25 protein-coding genes and 4 tRNA genes are annotated in these 23,292 nt (G+C 68.7%); 20 read left to right on the top strand and 9 right to left on the bottom strand.

The window, feature by feature from the left end:
* Positions 1-25: 25 nt before the first annotated feature.
* Complete coding sequence (gene htpX, locus ACIRJP_RS09900; RefSeq protein WP_404170561.1) at positions 26-889, top strand: zinc metalloprotease HtpX; 864 nt, start codon at positions 26-28, stop codon at positions 887-889.
* A gap of 29 nt (positions 890-918) precedes the next feature.
* Here htpX and ACIRJP_RS09895 read toward each other — a convergent pair whose 3' ends face one another.
* Positions 919-1,320 carry a YccF domain-containing protein gene (locus ACIRJP_RS09895; protein WP_351259411.1) on the bottom strand — a complete coding sequence of 134 codons (402 nt, stop codon included), beginning with the start codon at positions 1,318-1,320 and terminating at the stop codon, positions 919-921.
* A 292-nt stretch (positions 1,321-1,612) separates the two neighbouring features.
* Between ACIRJP_RS09895 and ACIRJP_RS09890 the strand changes: the two genes are divergently transcribed.
* Positions 1,613-1,885 (top strand): GlsB/YeaQ/YmgE family stress response membrane protein, encoded by a 273-nt coding sequence (locus ACIRJP_RS09890; protein ID WP_388661212.1) that lies wholly within the window; start codon positions 1,613-1,615, stop codon positions 1,883-1,885.
* Here the strand turns inward: ACIRJP_RS09890 and ACIRJP_RS09885 are convergent.
* From ACIRJP_RS09885 to ACIRJP_RS09875, 3 genes are all read right to left on the bottom strand, one after another.
* Complete coding sequence (locus ACIRJP_RS09885) at positions 1,846-2,559, bottom strand: alpha-ketoglutarate-dependent dioxygenase AlkB family protein (RefSeq protein WP_404170558.1); 714 nt, start codon at positions 2,557-2,559, stop codon at positions 1,846-1,848. The genes ACIRJP_RS09890 and ACIRJP_RS09885 overlap by 40 nt on opposite strands.
* A gap of 1 nt (position 2,560) precedes the next feature.
* Positions 2,561-3,061 (bottom strand): methylated-DNA--[protein]-cysteine S-methyltransferase, encoded by a 501-nt coding sequence (locus tag ACIRJP_RS09880; RefSeq protein WP_404170555.1) that lies wholly within the window; start codon positions 3,059-3,061, stop codon positions 2,561-2,563.
* Positions 3,062-3,221: 160 nt separating this feature from the next.
* Positions 3,222-3,710, bottom strand: a complete 489-nt coding sequence (locus tag ACIRJP_RS09875; protein ID WP_072485575.1) for a YajQ family cyclic di-GMP-binding protein — start codon at positions 3,708-3,710, stop codon at positions 3,222-3,224.
* A 379-nt stretch (positions 3,711-4,089) separates the two neighbouring features.
* On the opposite strand from ACIRJP_RS09875, the gene ACIRJP_RS09870 reads away from it, so the two are divergent.
* Together ACIRJP_RS09870 and ACIRJP_RS09865 are read left to right on the top strand one after the other, a co-directional pair.
* A tRNA-Tyr gene (locus tag ACIRJP_RS09870) sits at positions 4,090-4,171 on the top strand.
* 119 nt (positions 4,172-4,290) lie between these two features.
* Positions 4,291-4,740, top strand: coding sequence for a DUF523 domain-containing protein (locus ACIRJP_RS09865; RefSeq protein ID WP_404170551.1), 450 nt, complete (start codon positions 4,291-4,293; stop codon positions 4,738-4,740).
* 17 nt (positions 4,741-4,757) lie between these two features.
* Here ACIRJP_RS09865 and ACIRJP_RS09860 read toward each other — a convergent pair whose 3' ends face one another.
* Both ACIRJP_RS09860 and ACIRJP_RS09855 read right to left on the bottom strand, forming a co-directional pair.
* Positions 4,758-5,414, bottom strand: a complete 657-nt coding sequence (locus ACIRJP_RS09860; protein ID WP_383722816.1) for an SDR family oxidoreductase — start codon at positions 5,412-5,414, stop codon at positions 4,758-4,760.
* Positions 5,415-5,448: 34 nt separating this feature from the next.
* Positions 5,449-6,750 (bottom strand): amidohydrolase family protein, encoded by a 1,302-nt coding sequence (locus ACIRJP_RS09855; RefSeq protein WP_404170548.1) that lies wholly within the window; start codon positions 6,748-6,750, stop codon positions 5,449-5,451.
* A gap of 301 nt (positions 6,751-7,051) precedes the next feature.
* Between ACIRJP_RS09855 and ACIRJP_RS09850 the strand changes: the two genes are divergently transcribed.
* The 6 genes from ACIRJP_RS09850 (at position 7,052) to ACIRJP_RS09825 (ending at position 9,735) form a co-directional block, all read left to right on the top strand.
* Positions 7,052-7,124, top strand: a tRNA-Thr gene (locus tag ACIRJP_RS09850).
* Positions 7,125-7,170: 46 nt separating this feature from the next.
* Positions 7,171-7,243 (top strand) — tRNA-Met (locus tag ACIRJP_RS09845).
* Positions 7,244-7,332: 89 nt separating this feature from the next.
* Positions 7,333-7,497, top strand: a complete 165-nt coding sequence (gene rpmG, locus ACIRJP_RS09840) for a 50S ribosomal protein L33 (protein WP_003956487.1) — start codon at positions 7,333-7,335, stop codon at positions 7,495-7,497.
* Positions 7,498-7,620: 123 nt separating this feature from the next.
* Positions 7,621-8,073, top strand: coding sequence for a MaoC family dehydratase N-terminal domain-containing protein (locus ACIRJP_RS09835; RefSeq protein ID WP_404170545.1), 453 nt, complete (start codon positions 7,621-7,623; stop codon positions 8,071-8,073).
* A complete protein-coding gene (locus tag ACIRJP_RS09830; RefSeq protein WP_404170542.1) occupies positions 8,073-8,501 on the top strand; it encodes a MaoC family dehydratase in 429 nt (142 codons plus the stop codon). The genes ACIRJP_RS09835 and ACIRJP_RS09830 overlap by 1 nt, the downstream gene beginning before the upstream one ends.
* A 178-nt stretch (positions 8,502-8,679) precedes the next feature.
* Entirely contained in the window at positions 8,680-9,735 is a 1,056-nt protein-coding gene (locus ACIRJP_RS09825) for a UDP-N-acetylmuramate dehydrogenase (protein ID WP_404170539.1), read from the top strand.
* Between the two features lie 21 nt (positions 9,736-9,756).
* Here the strand turns inward: ACIRJP_RS09825 and ACIRJP_RS09820 are convergent, their stop codons facing one another.
* On the bottom strand, positions 9,757-10,392 hold the full coding sequence (locus ACIRJP_RS09820; protein ID WP_404170536.1) for an NAD(P)-dependent oxidoreductase: 636 nt from the start codon (positions 10,390-10,392) through the stop codon (positions 9,757-9,759).
* A gap of 87 nt (positions 10,393-10,479) precedes the next feature.
* Between ACIRJP_RS09820 and ACIRJP_RS09815 the strand changes: the two genes are divergently transcribed.
* Complete coding sequence (locus ACIRJP_RS09815; RefSeq protein ID WP_404170533.1) at positions 10,480-11,085, top strand: TetR/AcrR family transcriptional regulator; 606 nt, start codon at positions 10,480-10,482, stop codon at positions 11,083-11,085.
* 182 nt (positions 11,086-11,267) lie between these two features.
* On the opposite strand, the gene ACIRJP_RS09810 is transcribed toward ACIRJP_RS09815, so the two are convergent.
* Together ACIRJP_RS09810 and ACIRJP_RS09805 are read right to left on the bottom strand one after the other, a co-directional pair.
* Positions 11,268-12,290: an adenosine deaminase gene (locus tag ACIRJP_RS09810; RefSeq protein WP_404170530.1), complete on the bottom strand. Its 1,023-nt coding sequence runs from the start codon at positions 12,288-12,290 to the stop codon at positions 11,268-11,270.
* 180 nt (positions 12,291-12,470) lie between these two features.
* Positions 12,471-13,697: a pyridoxal phosphate-dependent aminotransferase gene (locus tag ACIRJP_RS09805; RefSeq protein WP_404170527.1), complete on the bottom strand. Its 1,227-nt coding sequence runs from the start codon at positions 13,695-13,697 to the stop codon at positions 12,471-12,473.
* A gap of 225 nt (positions 13,698-13,922) precedes the next feature.
* Here ACIRJP_RS09805 and ACIRJP_RS09800 point away from each other — a divergent pair.
* From ACIRJP_RS09800 to rpoB, 9 genes are all read left to right on the top strand, one after another.
* Positions 13,923-13,995 (top strand) — tRNA-Trp (locus ACIRJP_RS09800).
* Between the two features lie 106 nt (positions 13,996-14,101).
* On the top strand, positions 14,102-14,389 hold the full coding sequence (gene secE / locus ACIRJP_RS09795; RefSeq protein WP_266730408.1) for a preprotein translocase subunit SecE: 288 nt from the start codon (positions 14,102-14,104) through the stop codon (positions 14,387-14,389).
* 73 nt (positions 14,390-14,462) lie between these two features.
* A complete protein-coding gene (gene nusG, locus ACIRJP_RS09790; protein ID WP_404170524.1) occupies positions 14,463-15,341 on the top strand; it encodes a transcription termination/antitermination protein NusG in 879 nt (292 codons plus the stop codon).
* Between the two features lie 177 nt (positions 15,342-15,518).
* Positions 15,519-15,953, top strand: a complete 435-nt coding sequence (gene rplK, locus ACIRJP_RS09785; RefSeq protein WP_006126872.1) for a 50S ribosomal protein L11 — start codon at positions 15,519-15,521, stop codon at positions 15,951-15,953.
* 82 nt (positions 15,954-16,035) lie between these two features.
* Positions 16,036-16,758 carry a 50S ribosomal protein L1 gene (gene rplA / locus ACIRJP_RS09780; RefSeq protein WP_072485562.1) on the top strand — a complete coding sequence of 241 codons (723 nt, stop codon included), beginning with the start codon at positions 16,036-16,038 and terminating at the stop codon, positions 16,756-16,758.
* A gap of 162 nt (positions 16,759-16,920) precedes the next feature.
* Positions 16,921-17,823, top strand: coding sequence for a hypothetical protein (locus ACIRJP_RS09775; protein ID WP_404170521.1), 903 nt, complete (start codon positions 16,921-16,923; stop codon positions 17,821-17,823).
* A 274-nt stretch (positions 17,824-18,097) separates the two neighbouring features.
* Positions 18,098-18,628 carry a 50S ribosomal protein L10 gene (gene rplJ, locus ACIRJP_RS09770; RefSeq protein WP_093540771.1) on the top strand — a complete coding sequence of 177 codons (531 nt, stop codon included), beginning with the start codon at positions 18,098-18,100 and terminating at the stop codon, positions 18,626-18,628.
* Positions 18,629-18,739: 111 nt separating this feature from the next.
* Positions 18,740-19,123, top strand: coding sequence for a 50S ribosomal protein L7/L12 (rplL, locus tag ACIRJP_RS09765; protein WP_404170517.1), 384 nt, complete (start codon positions 18,740-18,742; stop codon positions 19,121-19,123).
* A 619-nt stretch (positions 19,124-19,742) separates the two neighbouring features.
* Positions 19,743-23,228 carry a DNA-directed RNA polymerase subunit beta gene (rpoB, locus tag ACIRJP_RS09760; protein WP_266730405.1) on the top strand — a complete coding sequence of 1,162 codons (3,486 nt, stop codon included), beginning with the start codon at positions 19,743-19,745 and terminating at the stop codon, positions 23,226-23,228.
* The last annotated feature ends 64 nt before the right edge of the window (positions 23,229-23,292 follow it).

Here is a 23,292-nt window from a genome sequence, read left to right as displayed (position 1 = left end):
TGCTGCACCACTTGGAGGGCGTACCGTGCACCGCCGGCACAACGGGCTGAGAACCGCCGTACTCCTCGGGGGCCTGTCCGCACTCATCATCGTCATCGGAAGCTTCTTCGGACGTACAGGCCTGATCGTCGCGCTCTTCGTAGCCGTCGGCACCAACGCCTACGCGTACTGGAACAGCGACAAGCTGGCGCTCCGGGCCATGCGGGCCCGCCCCGTCAGCGAATTCGAGGCGCCACAGCTCTACCGCATGGTCCGCGAGCTCTCCACAGCCGCCCGCCAGCCCATGCCCCGGCTCTACATCTCCCCGACGCAGGCCCCCAACGCCTTCGCCACCGGCCGCAACCCGCGCAACGCGGCGGTCTGCTGCACCGAAGGCATCCTGCAGATCCTGGACGAGCGGGAGCTGCGCGGCGTACTGGGACACGAGCTGAGCCATGTCTACAACCGGGACATCCTGATCTCGTCCGTCGCCGGGGCGCTCGCCTCCGTCGTCATGTTCCTGGTCAACTTCGCCTGGCTGATCCCGGTGGGCCGGTCCAACGACGACGACGGACCAGGCATCTTCGGGATGCTGATGATCATGATCCTCGGCCCGATCGCGGCCTCCGTGATCCAGCTGGCCGTCAGCCGCTCCCGGGAGTACGAGGCGGACGCCTCCGGCGCCCAGCTGACCGGCGACCCGCTGGCCCTGGCCAGTGCCCTGCGCAAACTCGACGCAGGAACGAAACAGCTGCCGCTGCCCCCGGAGCCGAGGATCGAGACCGCGAGCCACATGATGATCGCGAATCCGTTCCGCCCCGGTCAGGGCATGTCCAAGCTGTTCTCGACCCACCCGCCCATGGCGGAGCGCATCGACCGACTGGAGCAGATGGCCGGCCCCCGCTCCTGAGGCCGCTCGACCCGCTGCGCGACGGCGGCTCAGCGGGCTCCGAAGGCCTCGTCGCTCGGGACGACTTCACGGCCCAGCGGCATGAGCGAGATCGGGATCATCTTCAGGTTCGCCCAGCCGAAGGGGATGCCGATGATCGACACGAACAGCGGGATGCTGGTGATCAGGTGCCCCAGCGCCAGCCACCACCCGGCGAAGACGAGCCAGATCACATTGCCGACGAAGGACGGCGCCCCCGCATCGGGCCGCTCCACGGTCGTCCGCCCGAACGGCCACAGCACGTAACCGGCGATCCGCAGGGAAGCGATGCCGAACGGAATCGTCACGATCAGCACGAAGCAGATGATCGCGGCGACGACGTACCCGAGGGCCATCCAGAATCCGCAGAACACCACCCACAGGATGTTCAGGATCAGCTGTATGAGCTTCATGGTCACTCGCCTTCCGGGGGTCGCCCGTCATCGCTCTGCATGGTCAGTATCAGCCCTGTTCGCAGGGGAGAGCAGCCGGAGCAGGCCCGTGGAGTGACCGCCCCGCCACCCCACCGCCGCCGCGCCGCCGTCCCGCCCGTTTGTCAGGGCCGTCATTGACGATGAACGCAGGAACGGCACCGAGCAGTTGCTCGCAGCCCGTCCACAGCCTGCTCACAGGCCGCGCGGGCAACCGCCCGACCGGCGCGAACGTCTTGGATTTCAGGAACGAGTGACGGGTAGGTTCGCACGCATGAGCATTATCGGATGGATCATTCTCGGGCTGGCGGCCGGAGTCATCGCCAAGATCCTGCTCCCGGGCCGTGACCCGGGCGGCCTGATCGGCACCACCCTCATAGGGATCGTCGGCGCCTTCCTCGGTGGCTGGATATCGTCGCGCTTCCTCGACCGCCCCATTACCAACGACTTCTTCGACCTGGCCACTTGGATCGCCGCCATCGGCGGTTCGCTGGTCCTGCTCATCGCCTACCGGCTGCTGTTCGGGAACTCCCGCGAACGCCGCTGACGCCCGTCCGTACCGAAGGTCCCCAACCCGGTCTCGCGCAGGGTCAGATTGAGCCTGCCGCGGCTCATCCCCGTCGCGGGATCGGCGGTACCGGGGCAGACCTTCGGCACGCCGTGGAAGGCGAAACGCGAGGGCCCGCCGAAGACGAACAGATCGCCGGAGGCCAACTCCACGTCCGTGTAGGGCCTTCCACGGTTCTCCGTGTTCCCGAAGCGGAATACGCAGGTGTCGCCGATGCTGAGCGACACCACCGGAGCGCCGGACCGTTCCTCCTTGTCCTGGTGCATGCCCATGCGCGCCGCCGCGTCGTAGAAGTTGAGGAGCGCGGTGTCCGGCGCGTAGGTCCGTACCGGGCTCTCGTCCCCGTACGCCGCGACCAGCGCCTCTCGCCCCAACTCGGCCAGCCAGTCGGGGAATGCGGCCACCCGCGCCCCGTTCACGTCGTCGGCGGTGCGCGAATACCGGTACGGCTGCCAGTGCCACCCCACGCAGACGGTCTGTACGGACATCACCCCGCCGCCCGGCAGGGCCGTGTGCCGCAGCGGCACCGGACCGCGGGCCCATTCCCGGCAGGCCGCCACCAACTCCCGCTGCCGCTCCGGCGACAGCCACTCGGGCACATGCACGGCCCCCGGCGCGACGACGGTGCGGGGCCTGGGGAAGAGTCCGGACATCTCAGCGCACCTCCAGGGCGCCTTCCAGCCGCAGGAGCCGCTCCTTGCGCTCCAGGCCGCCCGCGTAACCCCGCAGCGCCCCGTCCGAGCCGATCACCCGGTGGCACGGCCGCACGACCAGCAGCGGGTTGCGCCCGATCGCCGTCCCCACGGCGCGCACGCCCGCCCCGGGGGCGCCGATGCGTTCGGCGATCTGTCCGTACGAGACGGTCTCCCCGTAGGGGACGGCGTCCAGGGCGGTCCACACCCGGCGCTGGAAGTCGGTGCCCACGCCGTCCGCGTACACGATGTCGAAGCGGGTCAGCCGGCCCGCGAAGTACTCCACCAGTTGGGCGGCGATCCCCGCGAACGCCTCCGGTGCGCGGACCCATCCGTCCCGGACGACCGCGGCACCCTTCTGGCCGGGCAACGAGAGCGAGGTGAGCGCCACCCCGCCGGTGGTCTCCTCGCCGACCAGCAGCAGTTCACCCAGCGGACTGTCGACCGTTGCGTAGATGGTCATGACTCGTCCCTTTCCTGCACTTCATGCCGGGATCCGACCGGTTCGCCGCCCGACATGGACAAGTCTGCGTGCCCCGATCCGTCGTGACCGGCGGTTTTCGGACATCGCACCCCGGGTGCGGAGCGGTGCTCCCGCTCCGCACCCCGGCGAAGGGCGGGACCTACCGGTAGTTCACGAACTGCACGGCGAAGTCGAAGTCCTGGCCCTTCAGCAGCGCCTGCACGGCCTGCAGGTCGTCCCGGCTCTTCGAGCTGACCCGCAGCTCGTCGCCCTGGACCTGCGCCTTGACGCCCTTCGGGCCCTCGTCGCGAATGATCTTCGCCACCTTCTTGGCGTTCTCCTGGGAGATGCCCTCCTCGATCGTGGCGAAGATCTTGTACTCCTTGCCGGACAGCTGCGGCTCGCCCGCGTCCAGCGACTTCAGCGAGATGCCCCGCTTGATCAGCTTGGACTGGAAGATGTCGAGGATCGCCTTGACCCGCTCCTCGCCGTTCGCCTCCATCAGGATCTTCTCGCCGGACCAGGAGATCGAGGCGTTGGTGCCCTTGAAGTCGTAACGCTGCGAGATTTCCTTGGCGGCCTGGTTGAGGGCGTTGTCGACCTCCTGCCGCTCGACCTTCGAGACGATGTCGAAACTGGAGTCGGCCATGACGTGTGGCTCCTTGTATCGGGGATGCGGAAACGGGGGGTGCATACGTACCGGCGGCGGGCCTTCCGGCCCCGCGACGCCGATCAAAGCCTAAGGGCTGTCCCGTGATCCCTGTTGGGCGTGCGACGGCAGCCACGGCACCTCGCCGCGATGTCGGAACGCCGGGATACACCCAGTATTCGGGTGTCCCTCCGCCTTGAGATGCACCGCGTCTGACGCCGCACGCTGATCCACCAGGGATTACGGGACAGCCCTTGGCCACCCGCGCCCGATCGGGCCGCTGATCAATCGGGTGGCGAAGCACCCCCGGGCATCGGGTATCGTTTACGTCGTTGCCAGGGAGCGCCGCTGAAAAGCGGTCCTCACAGCAGCAATCCCCGGCGGTGTGCCCGAGTGGCCAAAGGGAGCAGACTGTAAATCTGCCGGCTCAGCCTACCCAGGTTCGAACCCTGGCGCCGCCACAAGGTAAGGCCCCTGTTTCAGGCAGGGGCCTTCTTTGTTTCTGTCGCGCCTGCTCCGCTGCGCGTCTTCTCTCCCGCCTCTGTCGCTTCTGCCGCTTCTGCCGCGAGGGGTCCCGTACATGGAATCCGTACTGGTCAGCGCCTGTCTGCAGGGTGTGCCCTGCCGCTTCGACGGCCGCGGCAAGGCCTCCGCCGAGGTGACCGCGGCCATCGGCGACCGCCGCCCCGTGGCCTTCTGCCCCGAGGTCTCCGCCGGACTCCCTACCCCGCGCCGCCCCGCCGAGATCGTCGGCGGCGACGGCCACGACGTGCTGGACGGCCGCGCCCGGGTCGTCGACGACACCGGACACGACGTGACGGAGGAGTTCGTGGACGGCGCGGGACGGGCGCTGGAGGCCGCGCGCCGGGCCGGATGCACCGAGGCGCTGCTGATGGCGCGCAGCCCGTCCTGCGGGCGCGGAGCGGTCTACGACGGTACGTTCAACGGCGGACTCCGCGAGGGCGACGGCGTCACCGCCGCGCTGCTGGAACGCCACGGCATCACCGTCCGACCGGCACCGCGCGCCTGAGCGCCGCGCCCGCAGGCTCAGTTGCCCGCGATGTCCTTCACCGCGACCGACACCGGCACGTTCCCCGAGATGAGCTCCAGCGTCAGCCCCGCCGTCGCCGGGGTCTCCAGCAGCTCCAGCAGCGCTGCCGCCACGTCGTCGCGCGGCACCGGACCCCGGCCGGTCGACGCGGTCAGCAGGACCGCCCCCGTGCCCGCGTCGTTCGTCAGCATGCCGGGGCGCAGGATCGTCCAGTCGAGCCCGGTCCTGGAGCGCACGTACGCGTCCGCCGCCCCCTTGGCCCGCAGATACGCGTCGAAGACCTCGTCGCCCGGGTGGTCGGGGTCGGCTCCCATCGACGAGACCACGACGTAGCGCCGTACGCCCGCCAGTTCGGCGGCGTCGGCGAAGAGCACCGCCGCCCCGCGATCCACCGTCTCCTTGCGTTCCGCGCCGCTGTTCGGGCCCGCGCCGGCCGCGAAGACCGCCGCGTCTGCACCGCGCAGTACCCGGGCCACCTCCTCCACGGAGGCGGATTCGAGATCCAGGACCACCGGCTCCGCACCCACGGCCCGGAGGTCCTTGCCCTGGTCCGGATTGCGGATGACACCCACCGCCTCGTCCCCGCGCGCGGCGAGCAACCGCTCCAGCCGCAGCGCGATCTGACCATGTCCACCTGCGATGACAATGCGCATGGTTTCGACCGTACGCCGCGACGCCCCGCCGCGCTCAGGGCCCGCCGCAGGAACCGGAATCCGGCCTCCCCTGGCGGGGCAGGCCTAGGGCGACGACGGTCTCCGAGTCGCAGTACTCGCGCACCGCGCTCGTCCGCGCCACCACCCGGCCGCGATGCACCACGACCCGGCTGTAGGCCAGCGACAGCACCCCCTCCAGCTGCTCCCCGCGCACGGCGAGCAGCTCGGCCGGGAAGCCCGCCTCGACCCTGACCCCGGGCAGCCCCATCACCGTCCGGGCGGCCGAGGACACCGTCTCGTACGCCTCCGCGGCCGGCAGCCCGTGCTGCGAGGCCAGCAGATAGGCGGCCTCCAGCGGATCACCGCGGCCCACGGGGTTCGCGACATCCCGCAGCGCCCCGCTGCCCGCCGTGACCCGCACGCCGGCCGCCCGCAGCAGCCGTACGGGGGCGGTGCCCCGGCCCTCCATGCCGCAGCAGCCGCCCTGGGGGAGGCAGACCACCGTCACACCGGCCGCGGCCAGCTGGTCGGCGGCGCGGGCCGCGGTCTGCGCGGGAAGCCGGGAGAGGCCCGCGCACGGACCGAGGGAGACGCCGGTCCGCAGCCCTCCGGCCATGGCGGCCAGCCGGCCGAGCCGGGCCGGATCGTCGCCGTCCGTGTGCAGGTCGACGGCGCAGCCCTGCTCGGCGGCGACCTCCAGAACCGCCTCCGCGTACCCCGTCGGGTCCGGATCGAGGTCCGGACAGCCGCCGACCGCGCCGGCCCCCATCTTCACCGCGTCGCGCAGCATGGCCAGGTTGCCGGCGCCCGCGACGCCGGTGAGCAGCCGTGGCACGGCGACGGGGGTCAGGTCGGCCAGCCCGCGCAGCGAACGGCGCGCCTGCAGTACGGCTTCGAGCGGGGCGAGGCCCTGAACGTCCCCGATGCGCACGTGCGAGCGCAGCGCCGTGGCGCCGTGGCCGAGCTGCAGCAGGGCGGCCTCGGTGGCGCGGCGCCGGATGTCCTCGGGGCGGTGCGACGCCGGTCCCGGGACGCCGGGGCCCGCGCCGTCGGCGGTGAGCGCGGTGTCGCTGTGGGCGTGGGGTTCGACGGGGGCGGGGAGCAGCAGGTAGCCGCGCAGGTCCAGTCGCGGACCAGGTGCGGGCAGGCTGCCCGCCGTGCCGACGGCCTCGATGCGGCCGCCGCCGAGCCGCACGTCCACGACGCGGCCGTCGGTGAGCCGGGCGCCGCAGAGCACCAGCCCTGACCCGGCGGGGGCGGCGGTGTCGGGGCGGCCGGTCGCATCGGCCGCGTCGGCGGCCCGGTCGTCCGGCTGCCACGGCTGGCTGTCGGGCATCGCGCTCCTGGGAATGGGGGCAAGATCACGCAGAGTGAGTCGAGCCTAGGGGCGTGTTCGGCCCGGTTCGAGGAGGAGCGAAATAGTCGTACCGGTGTGGCCCTGGGAGCGCGTGGGGCGTGCGCGTACGACCGTGACGGCGGTGCCGCGCGGGGCGGCCGAGTCGCTGCTCAGGCGGCCGAAGGGCGGCTCTGGAGGCTGTCGGCCGAGGGATCGGCGGGGCGTCGATCAAGGGTTCCGGAGGGGGGCCCGAAACGGATTTGGGCGATCGGCGAGAGACCGTGTAATGTCTTCATCGCTCGCCCCAATAGCTCAGTCGGTAGAGCGTCTCCATGGTAAGGAGAAGGTCTGCGGTTCGATTCCGCATTGGGGCTCTGGTGATCGGGAAACCCCGCTTCGGCGGGGGGACTCATTCATCAAAGCGGTGTAGCTCAGTCGGTAGAGCAAGCGGCTCATAATCGCTGTGTCACCGGTTCAAGTCCGGTCACCGCTACTTACGGTAGCCGATTGTGGGGTCGGTCCTTCGATCGGCTACTCTTTTTTGCGTTCATCCGTCCATCCGTCCGTCCAAGGAGCACTCACGTGGCTGCCACCGACGTCCGCCCGAAGATCACGCTGGCCTGCGTGGAGTGCAAGGAGCGGAACTACATCACCAAGAAGAACCGGCGTAACAACCCGGACCGTCTTGAGATGAAGAAGCACTGCCCGCGCTGCAACTCGCACACTGCGCACCGCGAAACGCGCTGAAACAGGCTCGTACACGAGGCCGTCCCCATTGGGGGCGGCCTCGTGTCGTTGTATGAAGGCTGCCCTTCGGCCTGTTCATCATTTCTTCGGCCTGTTCATCTTTCATCAGGAGGTAGCGAGCCCATGGCGCTCGACCAGTCCTTCGTGGGGCGGACCTATCCGCCCACCCCGCCGTACGAGGTCGGCCGGGAGAAGATCCGCGAGTTCGCCGAGGCGGTGGGAGACGCGAATCCGGCGTACGTCGATCCCGAGGCCGCCAAGGCCCTCGGCCACAGCGATGTGATCGCGCCGCCGACGTTCGTCTTCTCCATCACGTTCAAGGCGGCCGGGCAGGTGATCCACGACCCGCAGCTGGGCCTGGACTACAGCCGGGTGGTGCACGGCGACCAGAAGTTCGCCTATGCGCGTCCCGTACGGGCGGGGGACCGGCTGACGGTCACCTCGACGATCGAGGCCATCAAGTCCCTGGCGGGCAACGACATCCTGGACGTCCGTGGCGAGGTCCACGACGAGTCCGGTGAGCACGTCGTGACCGCGTGGACGAAGCTGGTGGCGCGCGCCGCCGAGGAGGCGTGATGACGGCGAAGATCGCATACGAGTCGGTCGAGGTCGGTACGGAGCTGCCGGCGCAGTCCTTCCCGGTGACCCGGGCGACGCTGGTGCAGTACGCGGGCGCTTCCGGCGACTTCAACCCGATCCACTGGAACGAGAAGTTCGCCCGCGAGGTCGGGCTGCCGGATGTGATCGCGCACGGCATGTTCACCATGGCCGAGGCGATCCGGGTGGTCACGGACTGGGTCGGCGACCCGGGAGCGGTCGTCGAGTACGGGGTGCGGTTCACCAAGCCGGTCGTCGTGCCGAACGACGAGGGCGGCGCCCTGATCGAGGTCAGCGCCAAGGTGGCCGCCCTGCTGGACGACAAGCAGGTGCGGGTGGACCTGACGGCCATGAACGAGGGCAAGAAGGTGCTGGGCATGTCCCGCGCCGTGGTGCGGCTCGGCTGAGGCCGTACCGCGCGGCAGGCATGAGGGGCGCGGTCCACGGGGCCGGGCCCCTCATCCTTGCCGGTGGGCAGGTTGCGCCCGGCTTCCCGGCCGGGCGCCGGGTCCGGTCGGGGCTCTGCGGCGAGGCCGGGCCGTGCCCCGCCCGAGCGGCGCGGGCACGGACCGTACCCTTGTCCCCGTGCAGGAACTCCATGACGCCCCCCTCGCCCCCCTGACCACCTTCCGGCTGGGCGGCCCCGCCGCCCGCCTCCTCACGGCGACGACCGACGCCGAGGTGATCGAAGCCGTGCGCGAGGCGGACGGGAGCGGAACCCCGCTCCTCGTCATCGGCGGCGGCAGCAACCTGGTCATCGGCGACAAGGGTTTCGACGGCACCGCCCTGCGCCTCGCGACCAAGGGCTTCGCACTGGACGGCACGACGCTGGAGCTCGCCGCCGGCGAGATCTGGACGGACGCCGTGGCCCGTACCGTCGAGGCCGGCCTCGCGGGTATCGAGTGCCTGGCCGGAATCCCGGGCTCCGCCGGTGCGACGCCGATCCAGAACGTCGGCGCGTACGGTCAGGAGGTCTCCTCCACCATCACGGAGGTTGTCGCCTACGACCGGCGCACCGAGGAAACGGTCACCATCCCGAACGCCGAGTGCGCGTTCTCGTACCGGCACAGTCGCTTCAAGGCCGAACCCGACCGTTTCGTGGTGCTGCGCGTCCGCTTCGAGCTGGAGGACGCGGGCGGTCTGTCCGCGCCGCTGAGGTACGCCGAGACGGCCCGCGCCATGGGCGTGGAACAGGGCGAGCGAGTGCCCGCGGCGGCCGCCCGCGAAACCGTGCTGGGGCTCCGCGCCGGCAAGGGCATGGTGCTGGACCCGGAGGACCACGACACCTGGTCGGCCGGCTCGTTCTTCACCAACCCGATCCTGGAGGAGGCGGAGTACGAGGCGTTCCTCGCCCGCGCCAGGGACCGGCTCGGCCCGGAGACGACGCCCCCCGCCTTCCCCGCGGACGGGGGACGCGTCAAGACCTCCGCGGCCTGGCTCATCGACAAGGCCGGATTCACCAAGGGGTACGGCACGGGACCGGCCCGTATCTCCACCAAGCACAGCCTCGCCCTCACCAACCGCGGCGAGGCGACCACCGAGGACCTCGTCGCACTCGCCCGCGAGGTCGTCGCCGGGGTCCGCGAGGCGTTCGGCGTCACGCTCGTCAACGAACCGGTGACGGTCGGCGTGAGCCTGTAGGACGGGCAGGTCCCGCCCCGCTCAGTACGCCACGCCCACACCCTGCTTCACCGACGCCGGGTCGTCGATCAGCGCCAGCATCGCGTGGGCCACATCGGCCCGCGCGATGGTCCGGCCGCTGCGCGGAGTGCTGCCGACGGAGGTCCGGTACTTTCCCGTCAGCGGCCCGTTGGTGAGCTTCGGCGGCCGTACGGACGTCCAGTCCGTCGCGCTGCGGGCCAGCGCGGCCTCCATCAGCGTCAGGTCGGCGTAGACCTCCTTGAGGACCGCCCCGACCGCCTTGCGGACCAGCCGGTCCAGGAGCGGGTCGTCGGCCGGCCGCGGGCCGACCGGGGTCGCGCTGACCACCAGCAGCCGCCGCACCCCCTCCGCCTCCATCGCCGCCAGCACCGATCCGGTGAGCCGCTCGGCGACCCCGTCCGCCTTCCGGCCGCGCGAGCCGAGCGCGGAGAGCACCGCGTCCCGGCCCGAGACCGCCTCGCGCAGCGCCTCCGGCTCGTCCATGTGCGCGACCGTGTGCACCTGCACTTCGGAGAGCGGGACGGGCAGCCGCGCCGGGTCACGGATCACCACTGTCACCTCGTGGCCCACCGCCAGCGCCTGGCGGACGATCTCCTGACCGACGCCGCCCGTGGCGCCGAACACCGTGATCCTCATTGCGCACCCTCCCAGGGTGGGTAAGTATTCACTCACCAATAGAGTGAGTGGATACTCACCACCACGTCAAGCTTCGTTGGAGTGCGCATGGAGCAGAAGCCGGCCCGCGTCCGCATCATCGACGCCGCCCATCAGCTGATGCTCACCATCGGCCTGGCCCGTGCCACCACCAAGGAGATCGCCAGAGCCGCGGGCTGCTCCGAGGCCGCGCTCTACAAGCACTTCGCGAGCAAGGAAGAGCTGTTCGTCACCGTGCTCAAGGAACGGCTGCCCAGGATCGACCCGCTGCTGAAGCAGCTCGCCGCGACCTCGGGCCCGGAGGAGCGGACCGTCGAGCAGAACCTCACCGAGATCGCCCGCCGGGCCGCGCTCTTCTACAAGCAGGTCTTCCCGATCGCCGCCTCGCTGTACGCCGAGCCCAGGCTCAAGGCGCGCCACGACGACGCGATGCGGGAGCTCGGCACCGGCCCGCACATGCCCATCAGGGGCCTGGACGCCTATCTGCGCTCCGAGCAGGCCGCCGGCCGGGTCCGGGCCGACGCGGACACCTACGCGGCCGCGTCGCTGCTGCTGGGAGCCTGCGCCCAGCGGGCCTTCGCCTACGAGGCCACGGCGGACGGAGAGCCGCCGCAGCCCCTCGACGAGTTCGCCGCCTCAATGGCGCGGACGCTGACGCGGGGCATCGGGGCGTAGGGCCTGTTCGGCGGATCATGGCCGGGGTCGCGGTGCCTGGCACGGCACCTCGCGGCGTTGCCGAAAGCTCCCCGAAGCTCCGCCATGAGGATGCTCCGGCGCCTTGCGTTGCACCGCACCGGACGCCGCGCCCTGTCCCACCCTGATCCGCCGGACAGACCCTGACCCGGACCCGCCCCGCGCTAGCCCGCGGGCTTCGCCAGCCAGTCGTCGACGCCCGCCAGGAGCTGGGCCCGCACCGGGGCCGGCGCGGCGGAGCCCCGTACCGACTGCCGTGCCAGTTCGGCCAGCTCCTCGTCCGTGAAGGCGTGATGGCTCCGCACGAGGTCGTACTGCGCGGCCAGCCGCGAACCGAAGAGCAGCGGATCGTCCGCGCCCAGCGCCATCGGCACCCCGGCCTCGAACAGTTTGCGCAGGGGTACGTCGGCGGGCTTCTCGTACACGCCCAGCGCCACGTTGGACGCCGGGCAGACCTCGCAGGTCACCTGGCGCTCGGCCAGCGTGCGCAGCAGCCGCGGGTCCTCGGCGGCCCGTACGCCGTGCCCGATCCGGGCCGCGTCGAGATCGTCCAGGCAGTCCCGCACGCTGGAGGGGCCTGACAGCTCACCGCCGTGCGGCGCCGCCAGCAGGCCGCCCTCGCGGGCGATGGCGAAGGCCCGGTCGAAGTCCCGGGCCATCCCGCGGCGCTCGTCGTTGGAGAGCCCGAATCCGACCACGCCCCGGTCCACGTACCGCACCGCGAGCCGGGCGAGCGTCCGGGCGTCCAGCGGATGCTTCATCCGGTTCGCCGCGATCACCACCCGAATCGGCAGCCCCGTCTCGCGCGACGCGCTGTCCACCGCGTCCAGGATGATCTCGATCGCAGGGATGAGCCCGCCGAGCAGCGGCGCGTACGAGGTGGGGTCGACCTGGATCTCCAGCCAGCCGGAGCCGTCCGCGACGTCCTCCTGGGCCGTCTCGCGGACCAGCCGCTGAATGTCCTCGGGGGCCCTGAGGCAGGACCGGGCGATGTCGTAGAGCCGCTGGAAGCGGAACCATCCGCGCTCGTCCGTGGCCCGCAGACTGGGCGGCTCGCCACTGGTCAGGGCGTCCGGCAGACGCACGCCGTACTTGTCGGCGAGTTCGAGCAGGGTCGTCGGCCGCATCGACCCGGTGAAATGCAGGTGCAGGTGGGCCTTGGGCAACAGCCGTACATCACGCTCCATCCCAAGATCCTGCCGCACAGCAGGGGTTCAGCGGTAGCCGCTTTCCCCATCGGGTTGCCCCTCGAACAAGCAAACGACCCCCGGCGGGAGCCGGGGGCCGCTTACTGAATTCGGCAACTGCCAGGGCCTCTCGTTTGGATCACGCCGGGCTCGCGGGGCCTGATCCAGACGAAAGGCCTTTTACGCCTTGGCCTCGCCCAGCAGCTTCTGGAGCCGCGACACGCCCTCGACGAGGTCCTCGTCGCCCAGCGCGTACGACAGCCGCAGGTAGCCCGGCGTGCCGAAGGCCTCGCCCGGCACGACCGCGACCTCGGCCTCGTCCAGGATCAGCGCCGCCAGCTCGACCGAGGTGGCGGGGCGCTTGCCGCGGATCTCCTTGCCGAGCAGCTCCTTCACCGAGGGGTACGCGTAGAACGCGCCCTCGGGCTCCGGGCACAGCACGCCGTCGATCTCGTTGAGCATCCGGACGATGGTCTGCCGGCGCCGGTCGAAGGCGGTACGCATCTCGGCGACCGCGTCCAGGTTCCCGGAGACAGCGGCCAGTGCGGCGACCTGGGCCACGTTCGAGACGTTGGACGTGGCGTGCGACTGGAGGTTGGTCGCGGCCTTGACCACGTCCTTCGGGCCGATGATCCAGCCCACCCGCCAGCCGGTCATCGCGTACGTCTTGGCGACGCCGTTGACCACGATGCACTTGTCACGCAGCTCGGGCACGATCGCGGGCAGCGAGGTGAACTTCGCGTCGCCGTAGACCAGGTGCTCGTAGATCTCGTCGGTCAGCACCCACAGGCCGTGCTCGACGGCCCAGCGGCCGATCGCCTCGGCGTCGGCCTCGCTGTACACGGCACCGGTCGGGTTCGAGGGCGAGACGAACAGGACGACCTTCGTGCGCTCGGTGCGCGCCGCCTCCAGCTGCTCGACGGAGACCCGGTAGCCGGTGGTCTCGTCGGCCACGACCTCCACCGGGACACCGCCGGCCAGCCGGATCGACTCGGGGTAGGTGGTCCAGTACGGGGCGGGGACGATGACCTCGTCGCCCGGGTCGAGGATCGCGGCGAACGCCTCGTAGATGGCCTGCTTGCCGCCGTTGGTCACCAGGATCTGCGCGGCGTCGACCTCGTAGCCGGAGTCGCGCAGCGTCTTCTCCGCGATGGCGGCCTTGAGCTCCGGGAGCCCTCCTGCCGGGGTGTAGCGGTGGTACTTCGGGTTGCGGCAGGCCTCGACCGCGGCCTCGACGATGTAGCCGGGAGTCGGGAAGTCGGGCTCACCGGCACCGAAGCCGATCACCGGACGGCCGGCGGCCTTGAGGGCCTTGGCCTTGGCGTCGACGGCGAGGGTGGCGGATTCGGAGATGGCACCGATGCGGGCGGAGACCCGGCGCTCGGAGGGGGAAGTTGCAGCGCTCATGTTCCCCATGGTTCCAGACCGTGATCCCAGTCAGCACAGCGGTTTCAGGGACCGGACACGACTCGGACAGCATGCGGACAACATGCGATCAGGAGCAGTCGGGAGCTATCTGTTCGACGCCGGGCCGCTGAACACGTACACTCACCTGTCGTTGGCCTTCACCAGCCGCACCGTTCCTGCACCTGGACCATCCAGGGAGATGCGGTAGGTTGGTGGAAACCACAAAGGGTCGTAGCTCAATTGGTAGAGCACTGGTCTCCAAAACCAGCGGTTGGGGGTTCAAGTCCCTCCGGCCCTGCTACACACTCCTTCGCCAGGATGTGTGCGCGTGTACGTACTTCTATGCACCGCCGTGCGGCTCCACCGGGCGCGGCACGGCCATGACCCGGAATCAGGTGAGAAGCGTGACGGACGCCGTGGGCTCCATCGACATGCCTGATGCCGAGGATGAAGTACCCGAGTCGAGGAAGAAGACCCGGAAGGGCGGCAAGCGCGGAAAGAAGGGCCCTCTGGGCCGCCTCGCGCTGTTCTACCGCCAGATCGTCGCCGAACTGCGCAAGGTCGTCTGGCCGACTCGCAGCCAGCTGACGACATACACCAGTGTGGTGATTGTCTTCGTCGTCGTCATGATCGGTCTGGTTACCGTGATTGACTTCGGATTCCAGCGGGTCATCAAGTACGTCTTCGGCTGATCCCGCGGAGGGCGCCTCATGGGCGCCCCTTTCGCATGTTCCACCCATTTGTAACCAGGAAGAAGCAGCCACCGTGTCTGACCCGAACCTGAACGACGCCGACGAGCCGACGGCGGGCGCCTTCGAGTCCGCCGAGGACGAGCTCGACATCGTCGAGGCGGCGGACGCCGAGGAGCCGGACCAGGCCGAAGCTGCCGACGCCGCCGCAGGTGAGCCCGCCGAGCAGGCCGCCGTGCACGTCGAGGACGAAGAGGACGAGGAAGAGGCCGCGGAGGCCGACGCCGAATCCGAGAGCGACGAGGACGACGAGGAAGAGGCCGAGCCGGCCGAGCCCGTCGACGCCGTCACCGCCCTGCGCGACGAGCTGCGCGGCCTTCCCGGCGAGTGGTACGTCATCCACACGTACGCCGGTTACGAGAAGCGCGTGAAGGCCAACCTGGAGCAGCGCGCCGTCTCGCTCAACGTCGAGGACTTCATCTACCAGGCCGAAGTGCCCGAGGAAGAGATCGTCCAGATCAAGAACGGCGAGCGCAAGAACGTCCGCCAGAACAAGCTCCCGGGTTACGTCCTGGTGCGCATGGACCTGACGAACGAGTCCTGGGGCGTCGTCCGCAACACCCCCGGCGTCACCGGCTTCGTGGGCAACGCCTACGACCCGTACCCGCTGACCCTGGACGAGATCGTCAAGATGCTCGCCCCGGAGGCCGAGGAGAAGGCCGCCCGCGAGGCCGCCGAGGCCGAGGGCAAGCCGGCTCCGGCCCGCAAGGTCGAGGTCCAGGTGCTCGACTTCGAGGTCGGCGACTCGGTCACCGTCACCGACGGCCCGTTCGCGACGCTGCAGGCCACGATCAACGAGATCAACGCCGACTCGAAGAAGGTCAAGGGCCTCGTCGAGATCTTCGGCCGCGAGACCCCGGTCGAGCTCAGCTTCGACCAGATCCAGAAGAACTAGCGGCTTCCCGCCAGTTTCTGGACACATGCCTACCGAGCAGGTCAGATCGGCTGAGAAGCCCGTCTGACCTGCTCGGTTTTTGGTCGCGCAGCTATACCCGTTATCGTTGTGCGGTATGCCTCCATCCGGATGATCCGGAAGGCGGCGAAACACTCTCACTAGGACCCGGAGAGAGCAATGCCTCCCAAGAAGAAGAAGGTCACGGGGCTTATCAAGCTCCAGATCAACGCTGGTGCGGCCAACCCGGCTCCGCCGGTCGGCCCCGCGCTCGGCCAGCACGGCGTCAACATCATGGAATTCTGCAAGGCCTACAACGCCGCGACCGAGTCGCAGCGTGGCATGGTCGTGCCGGTGGAGATCACGGTCTACGAGGACCGTTCCTTCACCTTCGTGACCAAGACTCCGCCGGCCGCGAAGCTGATCCTCAAGGCTGCGGGCGTGGAGAAGGGCTCCGGCGAGCCGCACAAGACCAAGGTCGCCAAGCTGACGGCTGCCCAGGTCCGTGAGATCGCCACGACGAAGCTCCCCGACCTGAACGCCAACGACCTCGACGCCGCGTCGAAGATCATCGCTGGCACCGCCCGTTCCATGGGCATCACGGTCGAAGGCTGATTCAGCCCCTCACATCCCCAGTGGTAGGGCCAAGCGCTGGCCCGCACCACGACTCCACACCCTGAAACCAACAGGAGTAGAAGTGAAGCGCAGCAAGAACCTCCGCGCTGCGGACGCCAAGGTCGACCGGTCGCGCAACTACGCGCCGCTCGAGGCCGTCCGTCTCGCCAAGGACACCGCCTCCACCAAGTTCGACGGCACCGTCGAGGTCGCGTTCTGCCTGGGTGTCGACCCGCGCAAGGCCGACCAGATGGTCCGTGGCACCGTGAACCTCCCGCACGGCACCGGCAAGACCGCCCGGGTCCTGGTCTTCGCGACCGGTGACCGTGCTGCGGCCGCGGAAGCCGCGGGCGCCGACATCGTCGGCGCCGACGAGCTCATCGACGAGGTGGCGAAGGGCCGTCTGGACTTCGACGCCGTCGTCGCCACCCCGGACCTCATGGGCAAGGTCGGCCGCCTCGGCCGGGTGCTCGGTCCGCGTGGTCTGATGCCCAACCCGAAGACCGGCACCGTCACCCCTGATGTCGCGAAGGCTGTCAACGACATCAAGGGCGGCAAGATCGAGTTCCGCGTCGACAAGCACTCGAACCTGCACTTCATCATCGGCAAGGTCTCGTTCGACGACACCAAGCTGGTGGAGAACTACGCAGCGGCGCTGGAGGAGATCCTCCGTCTGAAGCCGTCCGCCGCCAAGGGCCGCTACATCAAGAAGGCCACCCTGGCCACCACGATGGGCCCCGGCATCCCGCTGGACGCCAACCGCACCCGTAACCTCCTCGTCGAGGAGGACCCGGCCGCCGTCTGAGCCCCAGCGCTCGGCAGCAAGCCGCGTCACGTGTGACATTGACGGGCCCCGCAACCTTTCGAGGTGCGGGGCCCGTCCTTGTATCCGTATTGCCGGAGGCTGTGTCGGACCTGTGCGTTAGCGTGAGGCCCCGACAGAGCCGAACGAGGGGTGGAAGCTGACATGAGGACCAGTACCGTGCGACGCGTGTGTCTGTCGGTGGCAGCGGCAGCGGCGCTGACGTCGGTCGCGGCCTGCAGCGGATCGGACAGCGGCAAGACCGACAAGCAGGGCAGCGGCGTCGTCAAGGCCGACCCGATAGCCGCGCTGCGCGCCGTGGAGAAGAAGACCGGTGGGGAGAGCTCGGCGAAGGTCGAGGGCACCACGCAGATGGGCACCACGATGTCCATGGAGCAGAGCGGCTCCATCGACTGGAGCGACGGTCTCACCGGCGCCATGGAGATCACGTACACCGGCGGCAGCATGGCGGACGCCATGAAGCAGTCCGGTGGCACCGGCACGATGCAGGCCCGCTATTTCAAGGACGGCTACGTCGTCAACATGGGCGACGGTTTCGCGAAGCAGACCGGCGGCAAGCACTGGATCCACTACGGCTACGCCGACCTCGCCAAGATGGCGGGAGCCTCCGGCGAGGCGATGAAGCAGCAGATGCAGAACACCACCCCCGACCAGGGCGTGAAGTCGCTGCTGGCCTCCGGGGACGTGAAGAAGGTCGGCAAGGAGGACGTCCGAGGCGTCTCCACCACGCACTACTCCGGGACCGTCGACGTCGCGGCCCTGACCGCGAAGAACTCCGAGCTCGACGCCGACCAGCTGGAGCAGCTGAAGAAGCAGCTGAGCGACGCCGGCATCACCACGGAGACGGTCGACATCTGGGTCGACGACAACGACCTGCTGGTCAAGAAGAGCGAGCGCGGCCAGATGAAGACCGGCGAGCTCAACTCCACGGTGTACTACAGCGATTACGGGACGAAGGTCTCCGTCGAGCAGCCGCCGGCCGCAGACACGGTGGACTTCGCCGAGCTCCTCAAGCAGCAGCAGGGGGCGGGTTCGGGCGCGTCCTGAACCTCCCGCGCCGCTCCTGGCGGGACGGATTTGCTCGGCGCGACTCCGGTCGCGTACTCTCCTACAGAAGCCAAAGACCGCTGGTCGTTGCTGTGCTCTCGCAAGAGTGGACAGCGACCGAAGGATCCGTTGAGTACGGGCGACCTGCGCAGGTGACTGTGGAAAGCTCCCGGATTTGTTCGGTCGAGCTACGCCCTGGCGCCTGCGCCGGGGCGTTTCGTCTTTCCCGGCCCCTTCTGAGCGGTCCTCATCACCCGGAAGGAGGCCGACGCTCATGGCAAGGCCCGACAAGGCTGCCGCGGTAGCCGAGCTCGCGGACCAGTTCCGCAGCTCGAACGCCGCTGTGCTGACCGAGTACCGGGGTCTCACCGTGGCGCAGCTCAAGACGCTGCGTCGTTCGCTCGGTGAGAACGCCCAGTACGCCGTGGTGAAGAACACGCTGACCAAGATTGCGGCCAACGAGGCCGGGATCACGTCGCTGGACGACCAGTTCACTGGTCCGACGGCGGTTGCCTTCATCACCGGTGACCCGGTGGAGTCGGCGAAGGGTCTTCGTGACTTCGCCAAGGAGAACCCGAACCTGATCATCAAGGGCGGTGTCCTTGATGGCAAGGCGCTGTCCGCCGATGAGATCAAGAAGCTTGCGGACCTCGAGTCCCGCGAGGTTCTGCTCAGCAAGCTGGCCGGTGCCTTCAAGGGCAAGCAGTCTCAGGCTGCTTCGCTCTTCCAGGCGCTGCCGTCGAAGTTCGTCCGCACCGCGGAGGCGCTTCGCGTCAAGCTCGAAGAGCAGGGCGGTGCCGAGTAACTCGGCTCGCGCAATGATCGTCGCCCACTAGGGAGACGGTCGCAGCGGGCCGAACGTACGCCCGCCTACATGTACATCCGGCACCTGCCGAATTAGTGGAAGGACGCCATCATGGCGAAGCTGTCCCAGGACGACCTGCTCGCGCAGTTCGAAGAGATGACCCTCATCGAGCTCTCCGAGTTCGTGAAGGCCTTCGAGGAGAAGTTCGACGTCACCGCCGCCGCGGCCGTCGCCGTCGCCGGTCCGGCCGGCCCGGGCGTCGTTGCCGAGGCCGTCGAGGAGAAGGACGAGTTCGACGTCATCCTCACCGGCGCCGGCGAGAAGAAGATCCAGGTCATCAAGGTCGTGCGTGAGCTGACCTCGCTGGGTCTGAAGGAGGCCAAGGACCTCGTCGACGGCACCCCGAAGCCGGTCCTCGAGAAGGTCGCCAAGGAGGCCGCCGAGAAGGCTGCCGAGTCCCTCAAGGCCGCCGGCGCTTCCGTCGAGGTCAAGTGACTCAGGGAGTCTGCTGACTCCTTCTGACGCCTCCTGCCGTACGGCACGGACGTCATCACACGAAGGGCGATCACCCATCCGGGTGGTCGCCCTTCGGCGTACCCGAGGCGGCTGCCTTGCTCTTCCGGCGGCGACGAGTATGGTGATCTTCGCCGTTGCCTCTCCGGAGCGGCCGACCGGCGCCGGGAGGCGGTCGGGTGCGGACCTCGGGGCGTTGCCCCCGCAGGGGGGCCTTGACGAACCGCACGCGGCGCGCAATTCTCAGGACGCGTCGTCACATCGATCCGAATCCGAGGCATGGATCGTGGGCGAAGCGGGCAGTAAAGAAGAGCGCAGCACGCGCAAGGGCTAGCTATAGGTGTTGAGAACAGCTGTTGAGAGCAACGTGGGTCTCTGAGAACCCCGACTGGACATCAGTGTGCCGTTTGGCTACACTGACCCTTTGCGCTGCCTGTTAGCTGCCTCCTGCCCGTCACCAGGGGCATGCCCTCGCTTGAGCACCGATGACTGATCGTCTCTGACCTGGCCTTATTCGGTCGAATCAGGAACCGACTGTCACCGTGTCCGGCTTGGGACCGGTACGCGCGTAGTGAGTCCGAGCCCTCGGAAGGACCCCCTCTTGGCCGCCTCGCGCAACGCCTCGACCGCGAATACGAACAACGGTGCCAGCACCGCCCCGCTGCGCATCTCCTTTGCAAAGATCAAGGAGCCCCTCGAGGTTCCGAACCTCCTCGCGCTGCAGACCGAGAGCTTTGACTGGCTCCTCGGCAATGCCGCATGGAAGGCTCGCGTCGAGGCCGCTCTGGACAGTGGGCAGAACGTCCCGACCAAGTCCGGCCTGGAAGAGATCTTCGAGGAGATCTCGCCGATCGAGGACTTCTCCGGGTCGATGTCGCTGACTTTCCGCGACCACCGCTTCGAGCCCCCGAAGAACTCGATCGACGAGTGCAAGGAGCGCGACTTCACGTTCGCCGCCCCGCTCTTCGTCACTGCCGAGTTCACCAACAACGAGACCGGCGAGATCAAGTCCCAGACGGTCTTCATGGGCGACTTCCCGCTCATGACCAACAAGGGCACCTTCGTCATCAACGGCACCGAGCGTGTCGTCGTGTCGCAGCTGGTCCGTTCGCCGGGTGTCTACTTCGACTCCTCCATCGACAAGACGTCCGACAAGGACATCTTCTCCGCCAAGATCATCCCGTCCCGGGGTGCCTGGCTGGAGATGGAGATCGACAAGCGCGACATGGTCGGTGTCCGAATCGACCGCAAGCGCAAGCAGTCCGTCACCGTTCTCCTGAAGGCTCTCGGCTGGACGACCGAGCAGATCCTGGAGGAGTTCGGCGAGTACGAGTCCATGCGCGCCACCCTGGAGAAGGACCACACCCAGGGCCAGGACGACGCGCTGCTCGACATCTACCGCAAGCTGCGTCCGGGTGAGCCGCCCACCCGTGAGGCCGCTCAGACGCTGCTCGAGAACCTCTACTTCAACCCGAAGCGCTACGACCTCGCGAAGGTCGGCCGCTACAAGGTGAACAAGAAGCTCGGCGCCGACGAGCCGCTCGACGCTGGCGTGCTCACCAGCGACGACGTCATCGCGACGATCAAGTACCTGGTCAAGCTGCACGCCGGTGAGACCGAGACGGTCGGCGAGTCCGGTCGCTCGATCATGGTCGAGACCGACGACATCGACCACTTCGGCAACCGTCGTATCCGTAACGTCGGCGAGCTCATCCAGAACCAGGTCCGTACAGGTCTCGCCCGTATGGAGCGCGTCGTGCGCGAGCGCATGACCACCCAGGACGTCGAGGCGATCACGCCGCAGACCCTGATCAACATCCGGCCGGTCGTCGCCTCCATCAAGGAGTTCTTCGGCACCAGCCAGCTGTCCCAGTTCATGGACCAGAACAACCCGCTGTCGGGCCTGACGCACAAGCGTCGTCTCAACGCGCTGGGCCCGGGTGGTCTCTCCCGTGAGCGGGCCGGCTTCGAAGTCCGTGACGTGCACCCCTCGCACTACGGCCGCATGTGCCCGATCGAGACGCCCGAAGGCCCGAACATCGGTCTGATCGGCTCGCTGGCCTCCTACGGCCGGATCAACGCGTTCGGTTTCATCGAGACGCCGTACCGCAAGGTCGTCGAAGGCCAGGTCACCGACGAGGTCGACTACCTGACCGCCGACGAGGAGGACCGCTTCGTCATCGCGCAGGCCAACGCGCCGCTGAGCGACGAGCTCCGCTTCGTCGAGAACCGCGTGCTGGTCCGCCGCCGTGGCGGCGAGGTCGACTACGTGCCCGGCACGGACGTCGACTACATGGACGTCTCGCCGCGCCAGATGGTGTCCGTCGCGACCGCGATGATCCCCTTCCTGGAGCACGACGACGCCAACCGTGCCCTCATGGGCGCGAACATGATGCGTCAGGCGGTGCCGCTGATTAAGTCGGAGGCCCCGCTCGTCGGCACCGGCATGGAGTACCGCTGCGCCACCGACGCAGGCGACGTGCTCAAGGCCGAGAAGGACGGTGTGGTCCAGGAGGTCTCCGCGGACTACATCACCGTGACCAACGACGACGGCACGTACACCACGTACCGCATCGCCAAGTTCATGCGCTCCAACCAGGGCACCTCGGTCAACCAGAAGGTTGTCGTCTCCGAGGGCGACCGGGTCGTCGCCGACCAGGTCCTCGCCGACGGTCCGGCCACCGAGAACGGTGAGATGGCCCTTGGCAAGAACCTGCTCGTGGCGTTCATGCCGTGGGAGGGTCACAACTACGAGGACGCGATCATCCTGTCGCAGCGCCTCGTGCAGGACGACGTCCTCTCCTCGATCCACATCGAGGAGCACGAGGTCGACGCCCGTGACACCAAGCTCGGCCCGGAGGAGATCACCCGGGACATCCCGAACGTCTCCGAGGAGGTCCTCGCCGACCTCGACGAGCGCGGCATCATCCGTATCGGTGCCGAGGTCGTCGCCGGTGACATCCTCGTCGGCAAGGTCACGCCCAAGGGTGAGACCGAGCTGACCCCCGAGGAGCGCCTGCTCCGCGCGATCTTCGGTGAGAAGGCGCGCGAGGTGCGCGACACCTCGCTGAAGGTGCCGCACGGTGAGATCGGCAAGGTCATCGGCGTCCGCGTCTTCGACCGCGAAGAGGGCGACGAGCTGCCGCCGGGCGTGAACCAGCTGGTCCGCGTCTACGTCGCGCAGAAGCGCAAGATCACCGACGGTGACAAGCTCGCCGGCCGTCACGGCAACAAGGGCGTCATCTCGAAGATCCTGCCGATCGAGGACATGCCGTTCCTGGAGGACGGCACCCCGGTCGACATCATCCTCAACCCGCTGGGTGTCCCGTCCCGAATGAACCCGGGACAGGTCCTGGAGATCCACCTCGGCTGGCTCGCCAGCCGCGGCTGGGACGTCTCCGGCCTCGGTGACGAGTGGGCCAAGCGCCTGCAGGCCATCGGCGCCGACCAGGTCGCCCCCGGCACCAACGTCGCCACCCCCGTCTTCGACGGTGCGCGCGAGGACGAGATCTCCGGTCTCTTCGAGGCCACGATCCCGAACCGCGACGGCGACCGCCTGGTGCAGCCCTCCGGCAAGGCCAAGCTGTTCGACGGCCGCTCCGGCGAGCCGTTCCCGGACCCGGTCTCGGTCGGCTACATGTACATCCTCAAGCTGCACCACCTCGTCGACGACAAGCTGCACGCTCGTTCGACGGGTCCGTACTCCATGATCACCCAGCAGCCGCTGGGTGGTAAGGCTCAGTTCGGTGGTCAGCGATTCGGTGAGATGGAGGTGTGGGCTCTTGAGGCATACGGCGCCGCATACGCCCTCCAGGAGCTCCTGACGATCAAGTCCGACGACGTGACCGGCCGCGTGAAGGTCTACGAGGCCATCGTCAAGGGCGAGAACATCCCCGAGCCCGGCATCCCAGAGTCCTTCAAGGTGCTCATCAAGGAAATGCAGTCGCTCTGCCTCAACGTGGAGGTGCTGTCCTCGGACGGCATGTCCATCGAGATGCGCGACACGGACGAGGACGTCTTCCGCGCGGCGGAGGAGCTCGGTATCGACCTGTCCCGGCGCGAGCCGAGCAGCGTCGAAGAGGTCTGACGGGTTGGTCGGCCGGATCCCAGTGATCCGGCCGGCTCTCCCCGGACCCGTTCAGACCATTGCT

The sequence above is a fragment of the Streptomyces sp. NPDC102437 genome (assembly GCF_044765565.1).
In the GTDB taxonomy this organism is placed as follows: domain Bacteria; phylum Actinomycetota; class Actinomycetes; order Streptomycetales; family Streptomycetaceae; genus Streptomyces.
The sequence above is the reverse complement of the archived record's forward strand: the minus strand, read 5'-3'. Positions and strand labels throughout refer to the sequence as shown.